Genomic DNA, 19206 nt, shown 5'->3' with positions numbered 1-19206 from the left:
GAGGCCTGAGGCCTGAGGCCTGAGGCCTGGGCCAGGCTGAACTGGCGCTACGCGGCGCATTCCTGGGGCCGCGTATGAGCGCTGAGTGCACGAGCCTGAATCTCAAAATGGTTGTCCCAGTACGCGCTGCGGCCCCGGATGAGTTGCCAGAGGCTTGACGCGCCATATGCGAAGAAAAACAACGGTCCCCAACGCCCGTACTGCTGCACATGCACACGCTCATGGGGACCGATAATTCGCAACTCCTCACGCGTCACGGCAAGGATGACATGGCCGAAGACGATGCCACGAAACGGAAGCTTGCGCACCAGCTTGCCGCAAGCCGCCTGGCTTTCGCGGTAGGTCACTTCCAGCGCGCCCGATGACCACCTGGCCCGGCCACCGGCCAGCAAGGGAATGCAGGCAAGCATCAAACCGATGGCCGAGCAGGGCGAAGCCCACAGCAACCTCACGATTTCAAGCCAGTGCTTCATAAGGGTGCTGGATGTTGCTTACTCTGGCAGATGGCTGACGGCTTCAATGTTGTTGCCCTCCGGATCAATGACAAATGCGCCGTAGTAGTTCGCGTGATAGTCCGGCCGCAGACCGGGGGCACCATTGTCTCTTGCGCCAGCGGCGATGGCAGCCTGGTAAAAGGCATCCACTTGGGCGCGATTTTTTGCCCGCCATGCAAGATGACAGCCTGAGGTCGCTGGTGGGCCACCGTATGGCGAGGGGCCATCAATGAACCAAACATCGGCCTTTTTTCCATCAGGCTCGGATGCGTCTGGATAGGCGAACCCTACCATGTTCGCGCCGAAGTTGCCTTCAAAGCACACGCTGTAGCCAAGCGGCGCAAGGACAGCGCTGTAAAAAGTTTTGGCGCGCGAAATATCGGTCACGCGGAAAGTCATGTGGTCGAGCATGATGGAGTCCTCTGAGGTTGGTTCGATGTGGATTGGCCAAATTATTGTACTGTATGAAAATACAGTATTTTACGCAAAAGGCCCAACGAGGCTGTAGCAACAGCCGTTATACGGCGGTGGGCGCCAGCCCGAGAGCGATGACTATACCGACCGCCGTCGCTCCAGATGATTCTTGAGCCTGCGCATGTCGCCTCTAAGCTGCCCTTGGAATACCAGCTTAAGGACAGGCTCGATGATTCTGTAAAAGCCTTCCGGGCGCAGCGTTAGCGAGTAGGAGAACCGCGTTCCTGCGGGAGTGCCGACGAACTCACGCGAGCCTTCGCATGCCACCGGGCCCGACACACTGCGGAAGGCCGTACGTGACCTGGAGTATTCAGTAATTTCTGCAACCGTGACCGCCGTGCGCCCCAGGCTGCGCATCGTCTCGCGCGTTTTTATGCCAACAGCTGCCGATACGCCACCGTCGTAAGTCATCTCGGTAACGCCGGCACGCCAGACTGGATCGTTGGCGTAATCGCCGGCGAAGAAGAATACTTCTTCTGGAGGGAGACAAATCTCTTCAGATATGGAAATGGTAAACATAGCTCCTCCTTGCAGCCAAAGATTGAAGCAACCGGCGCGCGATTGCGGCACGTTCCCTGAAGCGATGGGTTGGGCCGGAATTGGCAACTACTCGACCGCGCTACCTCCTGCAGGTGCGTCGGGCTTTCCGCTGACGCTGATCATTACCCACTGAGCGTTCTGCTTGAGATAGACCTCCGACCATTTTCCCGTGATCTGGACGGTAGGGGTGATCGATGCCCGATACGTGTAATGGACGATGCCCACTGTATGGTCGTAGACCTCGATACTCAGCGGGGTGAGCTCATAGCCTGCAATTGCGGGCGCGTCAGCGACCACTGCCCGGACAGCGGCCTCCCGGTTATGCGGTGCTGGACTGTTCATGTCCCAGCCGACATACCGAGGATGAAGCGTGCTTCGAATTTTCTCGGCATTGCGCTCCAATGACAAGGACCAGAGATCATTGACCCGCTGCCACAATTCCCGCTTCTCGCGGGATGGGTCACTCATCGGGGAATCAGACATCAGGACACCTCCTCAGTAAGGCCCAACGTGGAACGTGAGCGGCGGCCGACGGGCGCCTCGCCGGACGTCCGCTCAACCAGTGCCTGTTTTCTTGCACCAACAGCGCCGTCGTACGGCGTCAAGTGGGAAAACACACACTCCAGCATCAAATCGGCAGTTTCCCCAAGCGGGATGTGCGCTACCAGCTATCAAACTGGTAGTAACCACGTCCCTCAAAACGCTACAGCAGCCCGGCCCCGGGCAGAAAAACCGGCGGCGGTTCGGGTGGCGGCGGCTCGCTCTGCACCGGCTCCGCCTTTTCCACCGGCATGCGCAGGTCATCGAGGTAGTCGCGCGCAATGTTGACCGTGCTTTTCACGCCGAGTGCGTCGAAGCGTTTGGCCAGCCACTCTTTGCCGCACACGATGCCCAGGTCGCGCAACGAATGAATCAGGCTCTTGTCCGTCGATGACTTGCTGGCGGCGGTGAATTTTTCCAGCGCCTGGCCGCCGTCGATGCGGTGCATCAGCACGTCCTTGTAATGCGCGGGATCCAGCTTGCCTTCGGCGAGCAGGCGCTTGACGAAATCGACCGCGCGCATCTCGGCAATCAGCGCGGCGTTGAAGGTGATCTCGGTCATGCGGTCCATGATCTCGCCGGGTTTGGTCGGCAAGGTGGTGCGCTGGATCGGGTTGATCTGCACCAGCACGATGTCGCGGCTTTCGCAGCGGTAGATCAGCGGGTGAATCGCCGGGTTGCCTGAATAACCGCCGTCCCAGAAGTGGTCGCCGTCAATTTCCACCGCCTGAAACACCATGGGCAGGCAGGCCGAGGCCATCACCGCGCTGGCGGTCAGCCGCTTGCCGGTGAACACCTCGGCCTTGCCGCTGCTCACCCGCGTGGCCACCACAAACACCTGGGGCGTGTCCGGCCCGGCCGCCGCTGCGATGCGTTCAAAGTCCACCTGCTTTTCCAGGAAGTCTTTCAGCGGGTTGATGTCGAAGGGGTTACGCTGGTAGGGCGAGAGCGCATTCGACCAGTAACGTGTCATGGCGTCGGTCCACAGCCTGCTGGACCAGTTGCCGCCGCCCATGAGGCCGAACAGGATGCCGAACGGCGCCTGCTGCATCTTGCTGACCGATTTCGACAGGGAGGACGACAGCGCCCCCATGTCGACAATGCCGTTCCAGAAACTGTCCAGCGCTTCGCGCGCCGCGTCGTGCCGCGCGGCCCGGGGTTGGCCGTCGGCGCGGGCAAAGCCGTGGGCCAGCGCCACCGCGTTCATGGCGCCGGCGCTGGTACCGCTGATGCCTTCGAAGGCTATGCGGCCGTCGTCCAGCAGGGCGTCGAGCACACCCCAGGTGAAGGCGCCGTGCGAGCCGCCGCCCTGCAGCGCAAGGTTGATGCGCGGCGTCACGATTTCGGGCACGTTAGCGGGGTCCGGGGCGGCGGGCAGGTTCATGCCACAAGCTTAGCAAGAATCGGACGCGGGACTAAAATCGACCGTTGTCTCCGCCCTCCGCCTCCTCCTCCAGCCTCCCTCCTTCCTGCCCCCATGAACTACCTGACGGGTTACCCCGACACCCTGCAGAGCCAGGTGCGCGACCTCGTTGCGCAAGACCGGCTGGGCGCCCTGCTGCTCAAAAAATACCGCAGTGCGCACGAGATACGCACCGACAAGGCGCTGTACGACTATGTGATGGACATCAAGAACAGCTTTCTGCGCAACGCCGACGCGCTGAGCAAGGTGGCGTTTGACAGCAAGCTGCAGGTGATTGCCCATGCGCTGGGCACCCACACCACGGTGTCGCGCGTCCAAGGCAGCAAGCTCAAGTCCAAGCGCGAGATCCGCGTGGCCAGCCTGTTCAAGGAGGTGCCCATCGAGTTCCTGCGCATGATCACGGTGCATGAGCTGGCGCACCTGAAGGAAAAGGCGCACGACAAGGCCTTTTACCAGCTCTGCACCTACATGGAGCCGGACTACCACCAGTTCGAGCTGGACCTGCGCCTGTACCTGACGCACATGGCCGCCGGCGGCGAAGCGCCGTGGTCGGTGAGCCGCTGATCAGGCGCTGCTTGCTATTTATTTGATAGCTATCCGCGCACGCAGCAACTGGGCTGGCGCACAAAAAAGCTCAAAAACTCAGGGGACCAGCCCGAGCGCGTGCATGTAGGCCGGGTGCAGCATCAGCGCGTCCCAGGCGATGGCAGGCGTGGTGGGCAGCAGGTCAACCCGGCGTCCCTCGCTGGCTTCCAGCGGCTCCCACTGCTGCCTGAGCTGGCCCTGGGTCAAGCCGTCCAGCAGCTCGTCCACCTCCTGGCCCTCGCCCATCGACTGGTTGCACAGCAGCACCATGTCGCAGCCGGCGTTGAGCGCGGCCATCGCCGCTTCGGTGTAGCTGACCTGCTTGCCGTCGAGCAGGCGGGCACCGGCCATGCTGAGGTCGTCGCTGAAAATGGCGCCGCCGAAACCGAGCTGGCCGCGCAGGATGTAGGTCAGCCACTTCTCGGAAAAACCCGCCGGGCGCGCATCGACCTTGGGGTAGATCACGTGCGCCGGCATCACGCTGGTCAGCGTGGTGTTGAGCCACTCATAAGGGGCGGCGTCGTCCGCCAGGATGGCTTTCAGGCTGCGCCTGTCGACCGGAATGTCGGTGTGCGAATCGGCTTTGACAAAACCGTGGCCGGGAAAGTGTTTGCCGCAGTTGGCCATGCCGCTTTGCAGCAGGCCATGCATCAGGCTTTTGGCCAGCAGGCCGACCACACGCGGGTCGCGCGCAAAAGCGCGGTCGCCAATGACACTGCTTTCACCATAGTCGAGGTCCAGTACCGGGGTGAAGCTGAAGTCCACGCCGCAGGCGCGCAGCTCGGCGCCCAGCACGTAGCCGCAGGCGGTGGCGGCATTGGTGGCCGCCATCGCGTCTTTCAGCCATAACTCACCGAGCGCGCGCATGGGCGGCAGGTGGGTGAAACCGTCGGTCTTGAAGCGCTGCACGCGGCCGCCTTCGTGGTCCACGCAGATCAGCAGATCCTTGCGGATTTTCTTGATCTCGCTGCAAAGGGCCGTGAGTTGCGCGCGGTTGTCCCAGTTGCGGGCAAACAGGATGATGCCGCCCGTCAGCGGATGTTTGAGGCGGCGTTTGTCGGTTTTGCTCAGGCTCAGGCCGGCAATGTCGATGATCAGGGGGGCGTGTTGGCTCATGGGGGGTCTCTGATTGACTATGAAATGAATAGCTGCTCGCGCACGTACAGCTTGGGCTACAACGTGTTTTTCTCTACCACCACAAAACTGGCGGCGTAGTCGGTTTCGTCGGTCACACTGACATGGGCGGTGAGGCCACGCGCCTCGAACCACTCCTTGAGCGCGCCATGAAGCACGATTTCAGGCTTGCCGCTGGCGGCCTTGGCGATTTCGCAGTGGCGCCAGGTCATGGGCAGACGCATGCCCATGCCGACCGCCTTGCTGAACGCTTCCTTGGCGGAAAAGCGGGTGGCCAGGTAACGCAGGCCGCGCTCGGGCCAGCGGGCACTGCGGGCTTGCCAGGTGGCGAACTCGGCGTCGCTGAGGATCTTCTGCGCAAAACGCTCGCCATGGCGCTCGAAGCTGGCGCGCACCCGGCGCACGTCGCAAATATCAGTACCTATGCCGTAAATCATCCGGCAAATGCGTTGTCAATGCAGCGCAGGTAAGCGGCGACGGTGGCGCTGTAACCCAGCTCCAGCGCGTCGGCAATCAGCGCATGGCCAATCGACACCTCGAGCACGCCGGGCACCGCGTGCAGGAACTCGGTGAGGTTGTCGCGGTTCAGGTCGTGGCCGGCATTCACTCCCAGATTGATAGCTGCTGCTGCCCGCCCCGAAAGGACAAACGGCTCCAAAGCCTTGTCCTGTTCCGGCGTGCCCCAGGCCCGTGCATAGGTCTCGGTGTAGAGCTCCACCCGGTCGGCACCGACGGCTTGAGCGGCCGCCATGGCTTCGGGCAGCGGGTCCATGAACAGGCTGGCGCGCACGCCCCGGTCGTGGGCTTCTTCTATCAGCGGTTTCAAACGGGCCGCATCCTGGGGAAAGCTCCAGCCATGGTCGCTGGTGAACTGGCCTTCGCTGTCGGGCACAAAGGTGCACTGGTGCAGCGGCAGGCCGCGCGCCGACAGGTTGCGCACAAACTCCATCAGGTTCTGCAACGGGTTGCCTTCGACATTGAACTCGCGGTCCGGCCAGTCCTTCATCAGCGCCGCCAGCTCGTACACGTCGTCGCTGCGGATATGCCGCTCGTCGGGCCGCGGATGCACGGTGATGCCCTGGGCGCCGGCCTCCAGGCACAGTTGCGCCGCACGCAGCACATCGGGGATGCCCAGGTGCCGGGTGTTGCGCAGCAAGGCGACCTTGTTGACATTGACCGACAGCGCGGTGCGGTGGCGGGGAGCGGGTGCGTGTACAGGAGCCATGGTGGGCATTGATCCCTTAGAAAGCCTGCAGATCGATCATCATCTGCCGGGTTTTGAAAACCTTCACATCGCAATGGTAGTGCAGCAGGGAACGCAGCTGGGTTTTGAGCGCCGGCAAATGGTTCACACAGGCCTGCACCGTGTCGGTAAACGGCGCGTCGTCCCTGAGCGTGTCCTGCAGGTCCAGCCACTGCCGGCCCTCCAGGCTGGCGCGGTCGTCGTCATGCGCCTCGCGCAGGCCGGCCTCGGCCACCAGCACATAAGGCGTCTGCGGCTCCAGCGGCGCCAGGGTGGCGGTCTGGGCGTCCAGCGCCGGCAGCAGGCCGATGCCCTGCAGCAGGCGCAACTCGAACGCGCGCAATGCCACCTCCAGCGTGTCGATGGTCTGGCTCGCCAGCAGCTGCACGGTGGCGGCATAGGCGTCGAACAGCACCGGGTGCGGGTCGTCGCGCGCCAGCAGGCGCATCAGCAACTCGTTGAGGTAATACCCCGACAGCAGCGCGTCGCCGGTCGGCATGACGTGGCCGCCCTGCCACTCGGCGCTGCGCAGCATGCGGATCTCGGCGTCGCCGCCAAACGCAATGTGCAGCGGCTGCAGCGGCAGCAAAATGGGCCGGAAGTTCGAGCTCGGTTTCTTGGCCCCGCGCGCCACCAGCGCGATCCGGCCGTAGCTGCGGGTGAACACTTCCAGGATCAGGCTGGACTCGCTCCAGTCGTAGCGGTGCAGCACATAGGCCGGTTCGTCGGAAATACGCTTGGTCGCCACGCGTTCAGCTCAGGCCAACACCACACACGGGACCAAAAAGCCAAGCAGGGGCCGCGGAACCGGCTTCGCCGGGCCGCAGGCGCAGCGCCCCCCCGGGAGGCAGCGCAGTACGCGAAGCGACAAGCGTGGGGGCTCTACTCATAGCCAAAGGTTCTGACGCGGGCCTCGTCGTCGGCCCAGCCCGAACGCACCTTGACCCAGATCTCCAGGAACACCTTGCCGCCGGTCAGGGCTTCGAGTTCGTGGCGGGCTTCGGTGCCTATGCGCTTGAGCTTTTCGCCCTTCTCGCCAATGATCATGCCCTTGTGGCCGTCGCGCTCGACGACGATGGTGGCGGCAATCCGGCGCAGTTCGCCCTCCTGCTCGAACTTGTCGATGATCACCGTCGAGGTGTAGGGCAACTCGTCGCCGGTCAGACGGAACAGCTTTTCGCGGATGATCTCCGCCGCCATGAAACGCTCGCTGCGGTCGGTCAGCTCCTCGGCGCCGTACATCCAGGGCTGCGGGGGCAGGTATTTCTCGCAGATGCCGAACAGGCGCTCGACATCCTTGGCGTTGTTGGCCGACATGGGCACGAACTCGGCAAAATTGTGCCGCTCCTGCATCTCCTTGAGCCAGGGCGCGATGTCCGCGCGGCGGTGGATCAGGTCGAACTTGTTGGCCAGCAGGATGGCCGGCGTGTTCGCCGGCAGCAGCGACAGCACCTTGGCATCTGCCTGGTTGAACTGGCCCGCCTCGACGACAAACACAATCAGGTCGACGTCGTTGACCGCGCCGACCACCGTCTTGTTGAGCGAACGGTTCAGGGCGTTGCCGTGCCGGGTCTGGAAACCGGGGGTATCGACAAACACATACTGGGTGGCGCCCAGCGTACGCATGCCGGTGATGCGGTGCCGCGTGGTCTGTGCCTTGCGCGAGGTGATGCTGATTTTCTGCCCCACCAGCGCGTTGAGCAGGGTCGACTTGCCGACATTGGGCTTGCCCACGATGGCGATCAGGCCGCAGCGCTGGCCTTCGACCGGCGGGGCGTTGTTGGCCTGCGAGGTCATGGCCTTGGCCAGCATGGCTTCCAGGGCCGCGTCCTGCGCCGGCACAACGGTCTCTGCCGGTTCAACAGCAGGCGCAGCCTTGGCTTTGGCATTGGTGGCGCCGGCAGGCGCTGCCGGGCGTGCCGGCTTCGAGGGAGTCTTTTTTGCGGGGGTCATGGGGGTCGCCTGTTGGCGGCTGCGCTTGCAGCGCCGGTTTCAAATCAAGGAAGCGTTTTTACATAAGCCAGCATCGCGGCGGCGGCGGCCTGCTCGCCGGCACGCCGCGAGCCGCCAATGCCGCGTTCGGCACGGCCAAATTCGCTGATTTCACATTCCACGTCAAAGGTCTGCTTGTGGGCTGCGCCCAGCGTTCCGACCACGCGGTAGATCGGCAGGTTCATTTTGCGACCCTGCAGCCATTCCTGCAACTCCGTCTTCGGGTCTTTGCCGATGGCCTGCATGGTCGGGTTGATTTCGACGTCCTGGAACAGCCTGCGCACCAGGCGGTCGGCCTTGTCGAAACCGGCGTCCAGAAACACGGCGCCAATGACAGCCTCCAGCGCATCGGCCAGAATTGACGGCCGTTTTTGCCCGCCGGACTTGGCCTCGCCTTCGCCGAGGCGTATCAGCAGCGGCAGGCCGAGCTGCACCGCCAGCTTGTGCAGCGTGTCCTGCTTGACCAGGTTGGCGCGCACCCGCGACAAATCGCCCTCGGGCAACTCGCTCAACCGCTCGTAGAGCAGCCCGGCCACCGCCAGGTTGAGCACGGAGTCGCCCAGAAACTCGACGCGCTCGTTGTGGTCGGCCGAAAAACTGCGATGGGTCAGGGCCTGCTGCAGCAGACGCGGATTGGAAAATTCGTGCTCCAGACGCGTTTGCAGCGCCTGCAGGTCAGGGCTCAGGGAAGGACTGGCACGCACTTATTTGGAGCGGCCGGTGTATTTGAGCAGCAGGTAGGCCGGCCCGCCAATGTGGATTTCCCGGTTGTAGGCAAAACTGACGGTCACCTTGTCCCCCTCTTTGCCGACTTCGAGGTCCTTACCGCTGATCGACTTGATGTCGTCGATGGCAGCTGCCTTGTCAAAAATCGCCCGCACCTCGGGAACCGTGTTGCCCTCAGCGGCCTTGCTGGCCGCCTTGGTGATGGCCTGGAACTCGACCAGCGTGGGAAACACCTGGGCCGCGATCACGCCGGCGAAAGCCAGCACGCCACCCACGAACAGGATGCCGATGAACGAAATGCCACGTTGTCGATTTTTCATCATGTGTTTCCCCAGCTGTTGTTAGTTGCGCCCCATGCCCCGTTCTGCCCCTGCCCTGTGGGCAGGACCAGCCCGGCTCCTCCCTCAGTCCACCTTGCCGATGCGTTTGAGGTTACCAAAATTCATCCAGACAAAAAAGGCCTTGCCGACGATGTTGGCCTCGGGCACAAAGCCCCAGTAACGCGAATCGAGTGAATTGTCGCGGTTGTCGCCCATCATGAAATAGTGCCCCTGCGGCACCTTGCAGACTACGCCCTCACTACTGTAACGGCAATTCTGACGATAGGGAAAGTCGGCGGCACCAGCAATAAAGGCCGGCCGGTCCTCGTCATTGAGCACGCGGTAGGTCTTGTTGCCGGCGGTTTCCTTGAACTGCTTGGCATAACGCAGGGCGTCCTCGTCAAAGAAATCGGGCAGCGCCACCTTGGGCACAGGCTTGCCGTTGACGGTGAGTTTTTTGTTCAGGTAGGCCACTTCGTCGCCGGGCACGCCGACCACCCGCTTGATGTAGTCCAGGCTGGGCTGGGGCGGGTAACGGAACACCATCACGTCGCCGCGCTGCGGGCTGTTGTTGTCAACAATCTTGCGGTTGATGACTGGAAGCCGCACGCCGTAATGGAATTTGTTGACGAGGATCAGGTCGCCCACCAGCATGGTCGGAATCATGGAGCCGGACGGGATCTTGAAGGGCTCGAACAGGAAAGAGCGCAGCAGAAACACGACCACGATGACCGGAAAAAGCCCCGCGGTCCAGTCCAGCCACCAGGGCTGCATGATGACCCGGGCCCGGGCTTCCTCGATGTTGCCGTCCACCTGGCTGATGCCCCGGGCGGCCAGTTCGCTGCGGCGTCGGGCCGCTTCCTGTTCGATGATTTCAGCCGCCTTGCGGCGCTGGGGCCAGAAGTAAAACTTCTCGGCCAGCCAGTAAAGCCCCGTGACCACGGTCGCCAGAAACAGCAGCAGGGAGAAGTTGCCGTCCACCAGACCCATGTACCAGGCACCGCCGTAACCGGCGAACACCATCAACACCAGCGCGGTGAGCGTACCCATGAACCCCATCATTATTCTTCTACCTGCAGGATGGCCAGGAAGGCCTCTTGGGGAACTTCCACCGAACCGATTTGTTTCATGCGTTTTTTACCCGCTTTTTGTTTTTCAAGAAGCTTTTTCTTGCGTGAAATGTCGCCACCGTAACACTTGGCAATCACGTTCTTGCGCAGCGCCTTGATTGTCTCACGCGCAATGATGTTGGCCCCGATGGCGGCCTGGATCGCGACGTCGAACTGCTGGCGGGAAATGATCTCGCGCATCTTGGCCACCACCGCCCGGCCGCGGTAGGCTGACTGGCTGCGGTGAACAATGATGGACAGCGCATCGACCTTTTCGCCGTTGAGCAGGATGTCGACCTTGACCACATCAGACGCCCGGAACTCCTTGAACTCGTAATCCATGGACGCGTAGCCACGCGAGACCGACTTGAGCTTGTCGAAGAAGTCCAGCACGATTTCGCCCAGTGGCATTTCGTAGGTCAGCATGACCTGCTTGCCGTGATAAGCCATGTTGAGCTGCACGCCGCGCTTGAGGTTGGCCAGCGTCATGACGGCGCCCACGTATTCCTGAGGCATGTACAGGTGCACGGTCACGATGGGCTCGCGGATTTCGTTGACCCTGCCGGCATCGGGAATTTTCGACGGATTTTCGACCATGATGATTTCGCCATCGGCCTTGAGCACCTGGTAGACCACGCTGGGCGCGGTCGTGATCAGGTCCTGGTCGAACTCGCGCTCCAGCCGCTCCTGCACGATCTCCATGTGCAGCAGGCCCAGAAAACCGCAGCGAAAGCCAAAACCCAGCGCCTGGCTGACTTCCGGTTCGTAGTGCAGGGACGCGTCGTTGAGCTTGAGCTTCTCCAGCGCGTCGCGCAGCGAGTCGTACTCGCTGGCTTCGGTCGGGTACAGGCCGGCAAACACCTGCGGCTGGATTTCCTTGAAGCCGGGCAACGCCTCGGTGGCGGTCGCGGCCGCCCCGCCGGTGCCCGGCCTGATCAGCGTCACGGTGTCACCGACCCGCGCCGCCTGCAGTTCCTTGATGCCGGCAATGATGAAGCCGACCTCGCCCGCTTCCAGCGCGGCACGCGGCTCGGTATGCGGCGTGAAGACGCCCAGCTGGTCGGCGTTGTACGTGGCCTCGCTGGCCATCAGCTTGATGCGCTCGCCCTTGACCAGCCGGCCGTCCACCACACGCACCAGCATCACCACACCCACATAGGCGTCGTACCAGCTGTCGACAATCATGGCGCGCAGCGGCCCGTCCGGATTGCCCTGCGGCGGCGGGATGCGGGCAATCACCGCTTCCAGGATTTCGTCGATGCCCATGCCGGTCTTGGCGCTGCACGGAATCGCGTCGGTGGCATCGATGCCGATCACGTCTTCGATTTCCTGCTTCGCGTTTTCCGGATCGGCCTGCGGCAAGTCCATCTTGTTGAGCACCGGCACCACCGTCACGCCGAGTTCGAGCGCGGTGTAGCAGTTGGCCACTGTCTGCGCTTCCACACCCTGGCTCGCATCGACCACCAGCAGTGCACCTTCGCAGGCCGATAGCGATCGGCTCACTTCATACGAGAAGTCGACGTGGCCCGGCGTGTCGATCAGATTGAGGTTGTAAATCTGGCCGTCGAGAGCCTTGTATTTGAGCGCGGCGGTCTGCGCCTTGATGGTTATCCCACGCTCCTTTTCCAGATCCATGGAGTCGAGCACCTGCGCACTCATCTCGCGATCCTGCAATCCGCCGCAACGCTGGATGATGCGATCGGCCAGCGTGGATTTGCCGTGATCAATGTGCGCAATGATCGAAAAGTTTCTGATGTGATTCATCAAAGGGAACGCCTAAGTGCTTGAAAGTATTGCGAAGAGCCCGCGGTCAATTCGCGAAAGCCATAAAAAAGGGCGCGTCACTTGTGACGCGCCCTGAACCAACAATCTATGGCAACTGCGATAGTTGGAAGCTTCATTGTAGGCAAAAAGCCGACCACGCATAGCCTCGAAATTGCCAAATTTTTCTCGTTGCAAGTCAGCAACATGAATCTTATGCACAAGTTATTCACAATTTTAACCGAGAGCCTATGGACAACATGTGGGTGATCTGTGGATCAGCAGTGAATCGTGCCAGTTCATGTCACGGAGCGGAATTTTGAACGCTTGATATATCAGAATTATCCTGAATATGGCGTCCATTCTACCAAAATCGATTAATAGACAAAATTTAAGTTAGCAGACACAAACATTCATTGCGCCCTTGAACAGGGAAAAAATATTTATTTGGGCCCGGTCGCGAAGTGTCATTTCAGGCAAAACCCCCACCCCGGCCGGGGTCTGGGGGCTACCGGGACAGGCTGCTGCGCGGGTGGCGGGCGTCATTACCCGCCCCGCGCAAACATCAACGTAAGGGACGGATCAGCGCGAACTGCGCCACCTCTCCGCGCCGGAACAGCACGTTGATCACCTTGCTCTTGTCGGTCTTGGCCAGCACCGCTTCAAAGTCCTTGACGCTACTGACTTCCGTGTTGGCAATCGCCAGAATCACATCGCCCTCACGCAGGCCGGCACGCGCGGCAGCGCCTTCGCTCGCATCGACCTTGACGCCGCCCTTGACCTTGAGCTCCTTCTTCACGGCCTCGGGCAACTCGCTGACCACCAGCCCGATCACCTGTGCCGGTCCGGCCGCCGGCGCTTTGTTCTCGGGCGCCTGGGCCTTGCGCACCGGTTTTTCTGCCTCGACTTCGGCAATCGTCACGTTGAGGTCCCGGGTGCTGCCGCGCCGGAAAACGGTGATCGTCGTTCTGGTACCGGGCTTGACGTTGCCCACCATGCGCGGCAGGTCCGTTGCCCGGTCAATGACCTTGCCCTCAAATTTGGTGATGATGTCGCCCGCCTCGATCCCGGCTTTTTCCGCAGGCGATCCGGCTTCGACGCCGCGCACCAGCGCACCTTGCGGCTTGCCCAGTCCGATGGACTCCGCCACGTCCTTGCTGACCTGGTCGATCTGCACGCCAATGCGACCGCGCGTCACCCGTCCATTGGTGCGCAACTGGTCGGCCACGCGGGTGGCCTCGTCAATCGGAATGGCAAACGAGATGCCCTGGAAACCGCCGGAGCGCGAGTAGATCTGGCTGTTGATGCCCACCACCTCGCCGCGCATGTTGATCAGCGGGCCGCCCGAGTTGCCGGGATTGATCGCCACATCGGTCTGGATGAAAGGCAGGTAGTCACCAGTGTCGCGCTGCTTGGCGCTGACAATGCCGGCGGTCACCGTGTTCTCGAGGCCAAAAGGCGAACCGATGGCCATGACCCACTCACCAACTTTCAGGCGGCTGATATCGCCGATTTTCACGGCCGGCAGGCCCGCAGCCTCGATTTTGACCAGGGCCACATCGGTGCGCTTGTCGGTGCCGATGATCTTCGCCTTGAACTCGCGCTTGTCCGTCAGCGTCACCAGCACCTCATCGGCGCCTTCGACAACATGGGCATTGGTCATGACCAGCCCGTCGGTGCTGAGGATGAATCCCGAGCCCACCCCGCGTGGCTGCTCTTCGTCAGGCTGGCCACGGTCCGGCCTGGGCGTACGCGGCATGTTGGGTGGCACCGGAATGCCGAAGCGCCGGAAAAACTCCAGCATCTGCTCGTCGGCGCTGCCGGCTGCGCCGGCCTTGACTTTCTCAACCGTGCGGATGTTGACCACCGAAGGGCCGACCGCTTCCACCAGGTCCGTGAAGTCCGGCAGGGTCCTGACTTGCGCGATCACCGGCTGCACAGGCATCACGGCCAGGACGGTGCCCAGCGCCAGCGTACCGGCGACGAGGCAGGAGCGACCTTGTTTCCAGTTCAATATATGCATCATCAGCCTTTGAAAAAATTGTCGGAAAAGAAGAGAAAACCGCGTATCGAATCAGCTACCGGTGGGCCCGCCGCAACCAGCGGCCGGGCACAAGGCATCCCCGTGATCACAAGTCTGCGCGAAGACAAAAATGGGGGCGCTATTTTCTGCGTTCAAGGCCATTGGCAAACAGACTCAGGGTGGCCATGGGCACCTCGCCCATCACGGTCAGCCAGTAAGCGTCGATGCGCCGGGTCAGCGACTGTGTGGCACCCAGGGACACCCTGGCTTCCCGGGTGTGGCGCTGGGGATCAAAGGACTCGACAAAAAGCGATACCGACGCCAGGCCGTCCGAAAAAACCCACTGCATCGGGTCGCTTCCGGACTGACCCGCGAGCGGGCGCTTGTAGCAACTCATGGACTGAAAGCCCGGCACCGGGGTTTTCATCACCCAGCCTTCGGCGCTGGCGGTGGTCTTGACCAGTCCCGGTTTCTCGACCCGGTAGCCGTCGACCTTGGCCATCATCTGCGCCAGCTTGTCGATCCTGACCGGCGCATCGAGCTGCAATTCCGAAAACGCCGCCTGCTCCAGCACCTTGCCATCGGCATCGAGCGTCTGCAGCTTGACGACCATGCCCTTCTTCTGTTCGGCCCAGACGCGGTAACCAAAGCGCATGGTGTCGCGGGGAATCAGGGCGACGATGTCGGCCTCCACCCCGGCCACCCGCTCGCTGCCCTCCTGCCGGGCCTTGTAGAAATCGGCGATGTGGCTGTCGGTGGACTTGAGGAGCTGGGGAAAAAGACCCAGCGACTCCCGCTTTTCAGCACGCACCACCTTCTGGTCGGGCATGAAGGTCACGACCTGGTCGTTGTGCCGGAACACCGTGCGCGGGGCCCCGGTCAGGGTCTCGACCTTTTCCATCTGCTGCGATCCATCGCAGACATGCCAGATCTTCGCGCTGGACATGACGCCGCCGGAGGACACCACGAAGGTGCCCACGTACGACCGGTTTCTGGAGGCTTCGTGCATGCGCATCAACCACTCGTTGATGCTCCTGGACTCCGCCGCCTGGACTGGCGCGGTGGCGGCTGCCGGTGCCGGTGCCTGGGCTGCTACGTAATTTGTAGCAGTCAGCGAACACGCAGCAAGGGCGAGTGACCAAAAATAGCTGAAGTTCATGAGGCGAACCGGCCTGACATTGCCTGCAGCGGCCACGTCAACGGCGCTCGCCCTGGGGCGACTCGAAGGTGGCGTTTCGCAGGAAGCCCGAGGGCATCTGCAGGGCCGAGGTGCCGCCCAGTTGCCTGTGCGCTGCCAGAAGTTCCTGCGTCCTCGCATCGCGCACCATGGTGCCCTGCTCAGACACCACCAGCACCTGCTGCGCCCCAGGCTCCGAGCGTGCCAGTTGTGGTGCAGCCGCTGGTGACAACAGGCCGGCGCCGGCATTCCAGGCAATCGCCGCCACGGCAGCGACAGACGCAAAACCCGCCACCATTTTCCAGGGGAAGCTGGCGTCGTTGGCGGCATCGCCTCGGGTCCAGCCGACCCGCCCGGCCGGCGAGTGGCTTACTTCCGGCAGGGCCGGCGCGGCAACGAGAACCGGTTCCTGGTTCAGGCGCACCCGCAGGCGCGCCACAAAGGCCGTATCCGCGGCATGTGGGCTCAGTTCCGGCGAGCGCAACACATCGCCAATCAGATGGTAGGTGGTCCAGCTGTCCAGCGCCTGGGCATCGGCCTCGCAGGCCGCCAGCGCACGGGCAAAGTCATCGCTCGCGAGCTGGCCGTCAGCCAGGGCGGAGATCAGCTCAGTGTGTTGCGTCATCGGTTTCATGGTGTCCATGGGCAGCTTAGGTCTGCCGGTTTCAATCGTTTACTCTGTCGTTCACTCTGTCGCTCACTCAGGCTTGTATCGACTCGTCGCTACTTCCTCACAAACTACCAGCGCTTGCCGGACTGGTTTTCCAGCAAGGGCTTGATCCTTGCGGAAATCGCTTCCCGGGCCCTGAAAATCCGCGAACGCACGGTGCCGATCGGGCAGTTCATGACTTCCGCAATCTCTTCATAACTGAGCCCTTCAATTTCCCGCAGCGTGATGGCCTGGCGCAACTCCTCGGGCAAAGCCTCCATGGCGGCGTTGACCATTTGCGCGATCTCCTTGCCGGCCAGCACGGCCTCGGGGGTTTCCGAACTGATTAGTTCGTTTTCCAGCGGGGAAGTTTCATCGCTTTCGTCGCTTTGCCCGGATTTGAAGGAATTCTCCGAGACCGTGGGGTCGCGCTTGAGTTCCATCAAGGCCTTTTTGGCGGTATTGACGGCAATGCGGTACAGCCAGGTGTAAAACTGGGCCTCGCCCCTGAACTGGGCCAGCGCGCGGTAGGCACGAATGAAGGTTTCCTGGGCGATGTCCTCGACCAGATCCACATCGCGCACCATGCGCCCGATCAGGCGCTGGATGCGGCGCTGGTACTTGATGACCAGCAGCTCAAAGGCCTTCTGGTCCCCTGCCACCGTGCGCTCGACCAGCATGGCATCGCTGTCGCTGGGCGCGGCCGGCTCTTGCGGGGACTCTTCGTTGCTCATGAGCCGGAGCGCGGCGAAGGAGACTGCGCCGGAAAATCTGACAGGACCGCAGAAGGGCTGGCGTCCCACGGCGCCGGGTCCGCAGACGGCCTGTGCTGCGAGTGCACGGCACGGCGCAAATCCAGCCAGCGCTCCGGCTGGGTCGAACGGCCCGCCCAAAGCCACAGGGTGGCATGGTCCTGGTTCTCCAGTCGCAGCAGCAGGGTGCGCTGAAGATCGAGTGCGACCACCAGATCACGCACCGGTGTGCCCGCCTGGTAACCCTGGCTTTCCCAGCGCCAGTCCTGCCCGTCCCAGCACAGCTGGCCGACCGGTGAATGAAGCCATGCCCATCCTGCTGCAACCCCGGCAGCCAGCACGACGGCCAAGGCCGTCCACAAGCGCCAGTCCGCGGCGAGAGCCGCGCGCCACCACAGGGCCAGCACGCCGACCCCGGCGAGCCAGAGACCCAGCACGGCAACGCCCTGAAAATGCGAACGCCCCAGCGGGTAAGTAACCGGCGGGGCGTTATGCATGGTCAGGGTGATAAGTGATGGGAATCAGTGCGGCTGGGCGTGGGGATGGGGAAAGGCCTCAGACGCGCTTGAACACCAGCGTCCCGTTGGTGCCGCCAAAACCAAAGTTGTTTTTGACAGCCACCTCGATGTTGGCGTCACGCGCCGTGTTCGCGCAGTAGTCCAGATCGCACTCGGGATCCTGGTTGAAGATATTGATGGTCGGCGGAATCTTCTGGTGATGCAATGCCAGCACGGTGAACACCGACTCGATGCCACCGGCGCCACCGAGCAGGTGCCCGGTCATGGACTTGGTCGAACTGACCACCAGGTTTTTGGCATGGTCGCCAAACGCGGCCTTGATGGCATTCGTCTCGTTCAAATCGCCCAGCGGTGTCGAGGTGCCGTGTGCATTGAGGTACTGCACGTCCCCGGCATTGACGCCGGCGTCCTTGAGGGCCATGTCCATGGAACGGCGCGGGCCGTTCACGTCCGGCGTGGTCATGTGATAAGCGTCACCGCTCATGCCGAAGCCGATCACCTCGGCGTAGATCTTTGCGCCACGCGCCTTGGCGTGTTCGTACTCTTCGAGCACCAATACACCGCCACCCTCGCCGAGCACGAAGCCGTCCCGGTCCTTGTCCCAGGGACGCGACGCCGTCTTCGGGTCTTCATTGCGGGTCGACAGGGCACGGGCTGCGGCAAAACCGCCCACGCCCAGCGGCGACACCGTCGCCTCCGCACCGCCGGCCACCATGACGTCGCAATCACCATGCTCGATCATGCGGGCCGACAGGCCGATCGCATGCAGGCCGGTGGTGCAGGCCGTCACGACGGCAATGTTGGGGCCCTTGAAGCCAAACTTGATCGATACGTGCCCGGAGATCATGTTGATGATCGAGGCCGGCACAAAAAACGGGGAAATCCGGCGCGGACCGCGGTTGGTCAGCTCGGTGTGCGTCTGCTCGATCATCGGCAGACCGCCAATGCCCGAGCCGATGTTGCAGCCGATGCGTGTCGCCAGCTCTTCGTCCAGCGCATCGCCCGTGGGCAAGCCGCTGTCGGCCACCGCCTGGCAGGCCGCGGCCAGGCCCAGGTGAATGAACCGGTCCATGTGCCGGGCTTCTTTTTCAGGGATGTACTCCGTGATGTCGAAGCCTTTGACCTCACCCGCAAATTTGCAGGCGAAACTGCTTGCATCAAATTGCGTGATCAGGTCAATGCCGGGCGTTCCGGCAAGTACGTTGGCCCAGGAGTCGGCCACGGTGTTACCCACCGGGCTGACACACCCCAGACCTGTCACAACGACGCGGCGACGGCTCATGCGCAAATCCTGAAGAAAGTCCCGAAAGACCCAGGGCCTTTCGAGCGAGCTGAAAAAAGACCGGAGTCTTTAGGCTTTTTGATGGGTGTTCGCGTAGTCAATCGCGTTCTGAACGGTGGTGATCTTCTCGGCGTCTTCGTCGGGGATCTCGATGCCAAACTCGTCTTCCAGAGCCATGACCAGTTCTACGGTGTCAAGCGAGTCAGCGCCCAGATCGGCCACAAAGGCTTTTTCGCTGGTGACCTGGCCCTCTTCCACGCCAAGTTGCTCGGCAATGATTTTCTTAACACGTGCTTCGATATCGCTCATAGTTCCCTCTGAGGGTTGTGAATTAATCCGTGATTTTAGCGTTGTTGGGGTTGATTCCCCAACGCGGCAGCCGGACGGATAAAACCCGGCTTGTGATCCGGTGCCTGCAGGCTGCAAGCGTCCCCATTATTCATGATCCTGGTGACGCAGGGCAG

At 62.2% G+C, this 19206-nt stretch carries 22 protein-coding genes; 1 reads left to right on the top strand and 21 read right to left on the bottom strand.

Annotated features, from left to right (window positions below):
* Positions 1-47 precede the first annotated feature (47 nt).
* The 5 genes from AAG813_RS15460 to AAG813_RS15440 form a co-directional block, all read right to left on the bottom strand.
* Positions 48-473 (bottom strand): signal peptide prediction, encoded by a 426-nt coding sequence (locus AAG813_RS15460; protein ID WP_341916567.1) that lies wholly within the window; start codon positions 471-473, stop codon positions 48-50.
* A gap of 18 nt (positions 474-491) precedes the next feature.
* Positions 492-905 (bottom strand): VOC family protein, encoded by a 414-nt coding sequence (locus AAG813_RS15455; RefSeq protein WP_341916566.1) that lies wholly within the window; start codon positions 903-905, stop codon positions 492-494.
* A gap of 141 nt (positions 906-1046) precedes the next feature.
* Positions 1047-1487 carry an SRPBCC family protein gene (locus AAG813_RS15450; protein WP_341916565.1) on the bottom strand — a complete coding sequence of 147 codons (441 nt, stop codon included), beginning with the start codon at positions 1485-1487 and terminating at the stop codon, positions 1047-1049.
* 87 nt (positions 1488-1574) lie between these two features.
* The gene (locus AAG813_RS15445; protein ID WP_341916564.1) at positions 1575-1991 is read right to left on the bottom strand and encodes a nuclear transport factor 2 family protein; all 417 of its coding nucleotides are present in this window, start codon (positions 1989-1991) and stop codon (positions 1575-1577) included.
* Positions 1992-2211: 220 nt separating this feature from the next.
* Positions 2212-3432, bottom strand: a complete 1221-nt coding sequence (locus AAG813_RS15440) for a patatin-like phospholipase family protein (protein ID WP_341916563.1) — start codon at positions 3430-3432, stop codon at positions 2212-2214.
* Positions 3433-3525: 93 nt separating this feature from the next.
* Here AAG813_RS15440 and AAG813_RS15435 point away from each other — a divergent pair, with 93 nt between their 5' ends.
* A complete protein-coding gene (locus AAG813_RS15435; RefSeq protein ID WP_341916562.1) occupies positions 3526-4035 on the top strand; it encodes a YgjP-like metallopeptidase domain-containing protein in 510 nt (169 codons plus the stop codon).
* A gap of 78 nt (positions 4036-4113) precedes the next feature.
* On the opposite strand, the gene nagZ is transcribed toward AAG813_RS15435, so the two are convergent.
* From nagZ to acpP, 16 genes are all read right to left on the bottom strand, one after another.
* Positions 4114-5172, bottom strand: coding sequence for a beta-N-acetylhexosaminidase (gene nagZ / locus AAG813_RS15430; RefSeq protein ID WP_341916561.1), 1059 nt, complete (start codon positions 5170-5172; stop codon positions 4114-4116).
* A 56-nt stretch (positions 5173-5228) separates the two neighbouring features.
* Entirely contained in the window at positions 5229-5627 is a 399-nt protein-coding gene (gene acpS, locus AAG813_RS15425; protein WP_341916560.1) for a holo-ACP synthase, read from the bottom strand.
* Positions 5624-6415 (bottom strand): pyridoxine 5'-phosphate synthase, encoded by a 792-nt coding sequence (locus AAG813_RS15420; protein WP_341916559.1) that lies wholly within the window; start codon positions 6413-6415, stop codon positions 5624-5626. The genes acpS and AAG813_RS15420 overlap by 4 nt, the downstream gene beginning before the upstream one ends.
* A 16-nt stretch (positions 6416-6431) precedes the next feature.
* Positions 6432-7181 carry a DNA repair protein RecO gene (gene recO / locus AAG813_RS15415; protein ID WP_341916558.1) on the bottom strand — a complete coding sequence of 250 codons (750 nt, stop codon included), beginning with the start codon at positions 7179-7181 and terminating at the stop codon, positions 6432-6434.
* Positions 7182-7315: 134 nt separating this feature from the next.
* Complete coding sequence (gene era, locus AAG813_RS15410) at positions 7316-8245, bottom strand: GTPase Era (RefSeq protein WP_341916594.1); 930 nt, start codon at positions 8243-8245, stop codon at positions 7316-7318.
* Between the two features lie 185 nt (positions 8246-8430).
* Positions 8431-9129, bottom strand: coding sequence for a ribonuclease III (rnc, locus tag AAG813_RS15405; RefSeq protein ID WP_255250036.1), 699 nt, complete (start codon positions 9127-9129; stop codon positions 8431-8433).
* Entirely contained in the window at positions 9130-9471 is a 342-nt protein-coding gene (locus AAG813_RS15400) for a DUF4845 domain-containing protein (protein WP_341916557.1), read from the bottom strand.
* 84 nt (positions 9472-9555) lie between these two features.
* Positions 9556-10530, bottom strand: coding sequence for a signal peptidase I (lepB, locus tag AAG813_RS15395; protein WP_341916556.1), 975 nt, complete (start codon positions 10528-10530; stop codon positions 9556-9558).
* Between the two features lie 2 nt (positions 10531-10532).
* Positions 10533-12344: a translation elongation factor 4 gene (lepA, locus tag AAG813_RS15390; protein WP_341916555.1), complete on the bottom strand. Its 1812-nt coding sequence runs from the start codon at positions 12342-12344 to the stop codon at positions 10533-10535.
* Between the two features lie 562 nt (positions 12345-12906).
* On the bottom strand, positions 12907-14367 hold the full coding sequence (locus AAG813_RS15385) for a DegQ family serine endoprotease (protein WP_341916554.1): 1461 nt from the start codon (positions 14365-14367) through the stop codon (positions 12907-12909).
* Positions 14368-14503: 136 nt separating this feature from the next.
* A complete protein-coding gene (locus tag AAG813_RS15380) occupies positions 14504-15523 on the bottom strand; it encodes a MucB/RseB C-terminal domain-containing protein (protein ID WP_341916553.1) in 1020 nt (339 codons plus the stop codon).
* Positions 15524-15560: 37 nt separating this feature from the next.
* On the bottom strand, positions 15561-16166 hold the full coding sequence (locus AAG813_RS15375; protein WP_341916552.1) for a sigma-E factor negative regulatory protein: 606 nt from the start codon (positions 16164-16166) through the stop codon (positions 15561-15563).
* Positions 16167-16279: 113 nt separating this feature from the next.
* A complete protein-coding gene (rpoE, locus tag AAG813_RS15370) occupies positions 16280-16924 on the bottom strand; it encodes an RNA polymerase sigma factor RpoE (RefSeq protein ID WP_341916551.1) in 645 nt (214 codons plus the stop codon).
* Positions 16921-17439 (bottom strand): hypothetical protein, encoded by a 519-nt coding sequence (locus tag AAG813_RS15365; RefSeq protein WP_341916550.1) that lies wholly within the window; start codon positions 17437-17439, stop codon positions 16921-16923. Before AAG813_RS15365 ends, rpoE begins: the two co-directional genes overlap by 4 nt.
* A 58-nt stretch (positions 17440-17497) precedes the next feature.
* Positions 17498-18742: a beta-ketoacyl-ACP synthase II gene (fabF, locus tag AAG813_RS15360; RefSeq protein ID WP_341916549.1), complete on the bottom strand. Its 1245-nt coding sequence runs from the start codon at positions 18740-18742 to the stop codon at positions 17498-17500.
* 69 nt (positions 18743-18811) lie between these two features.
* A complete protein-coding gene (acpP, locus tag AAG813_RS15355) occupies positions 18812-19051 on the bottom strand; it encodes an acyl carrier protein (protein WP_011484542.1) in 240 nt (79 codons plus the stop codon).
* Positions 19052-19206 lie beyond the last annotated feature (155 nt).

The sequence above is a fragment of the Polaromonas sp. YR568 genome, from assembly GCF_943371715.1.
Taxonomy (GTDB): Bacteria; Pseudomonadota; Gammaproteobacteria; order Burkholderiales; family Burkholderiaceae_C; genus Polaromonas.
This window is presented reverse-complemented; position numbering and strand designations above follow the sequence as displayed.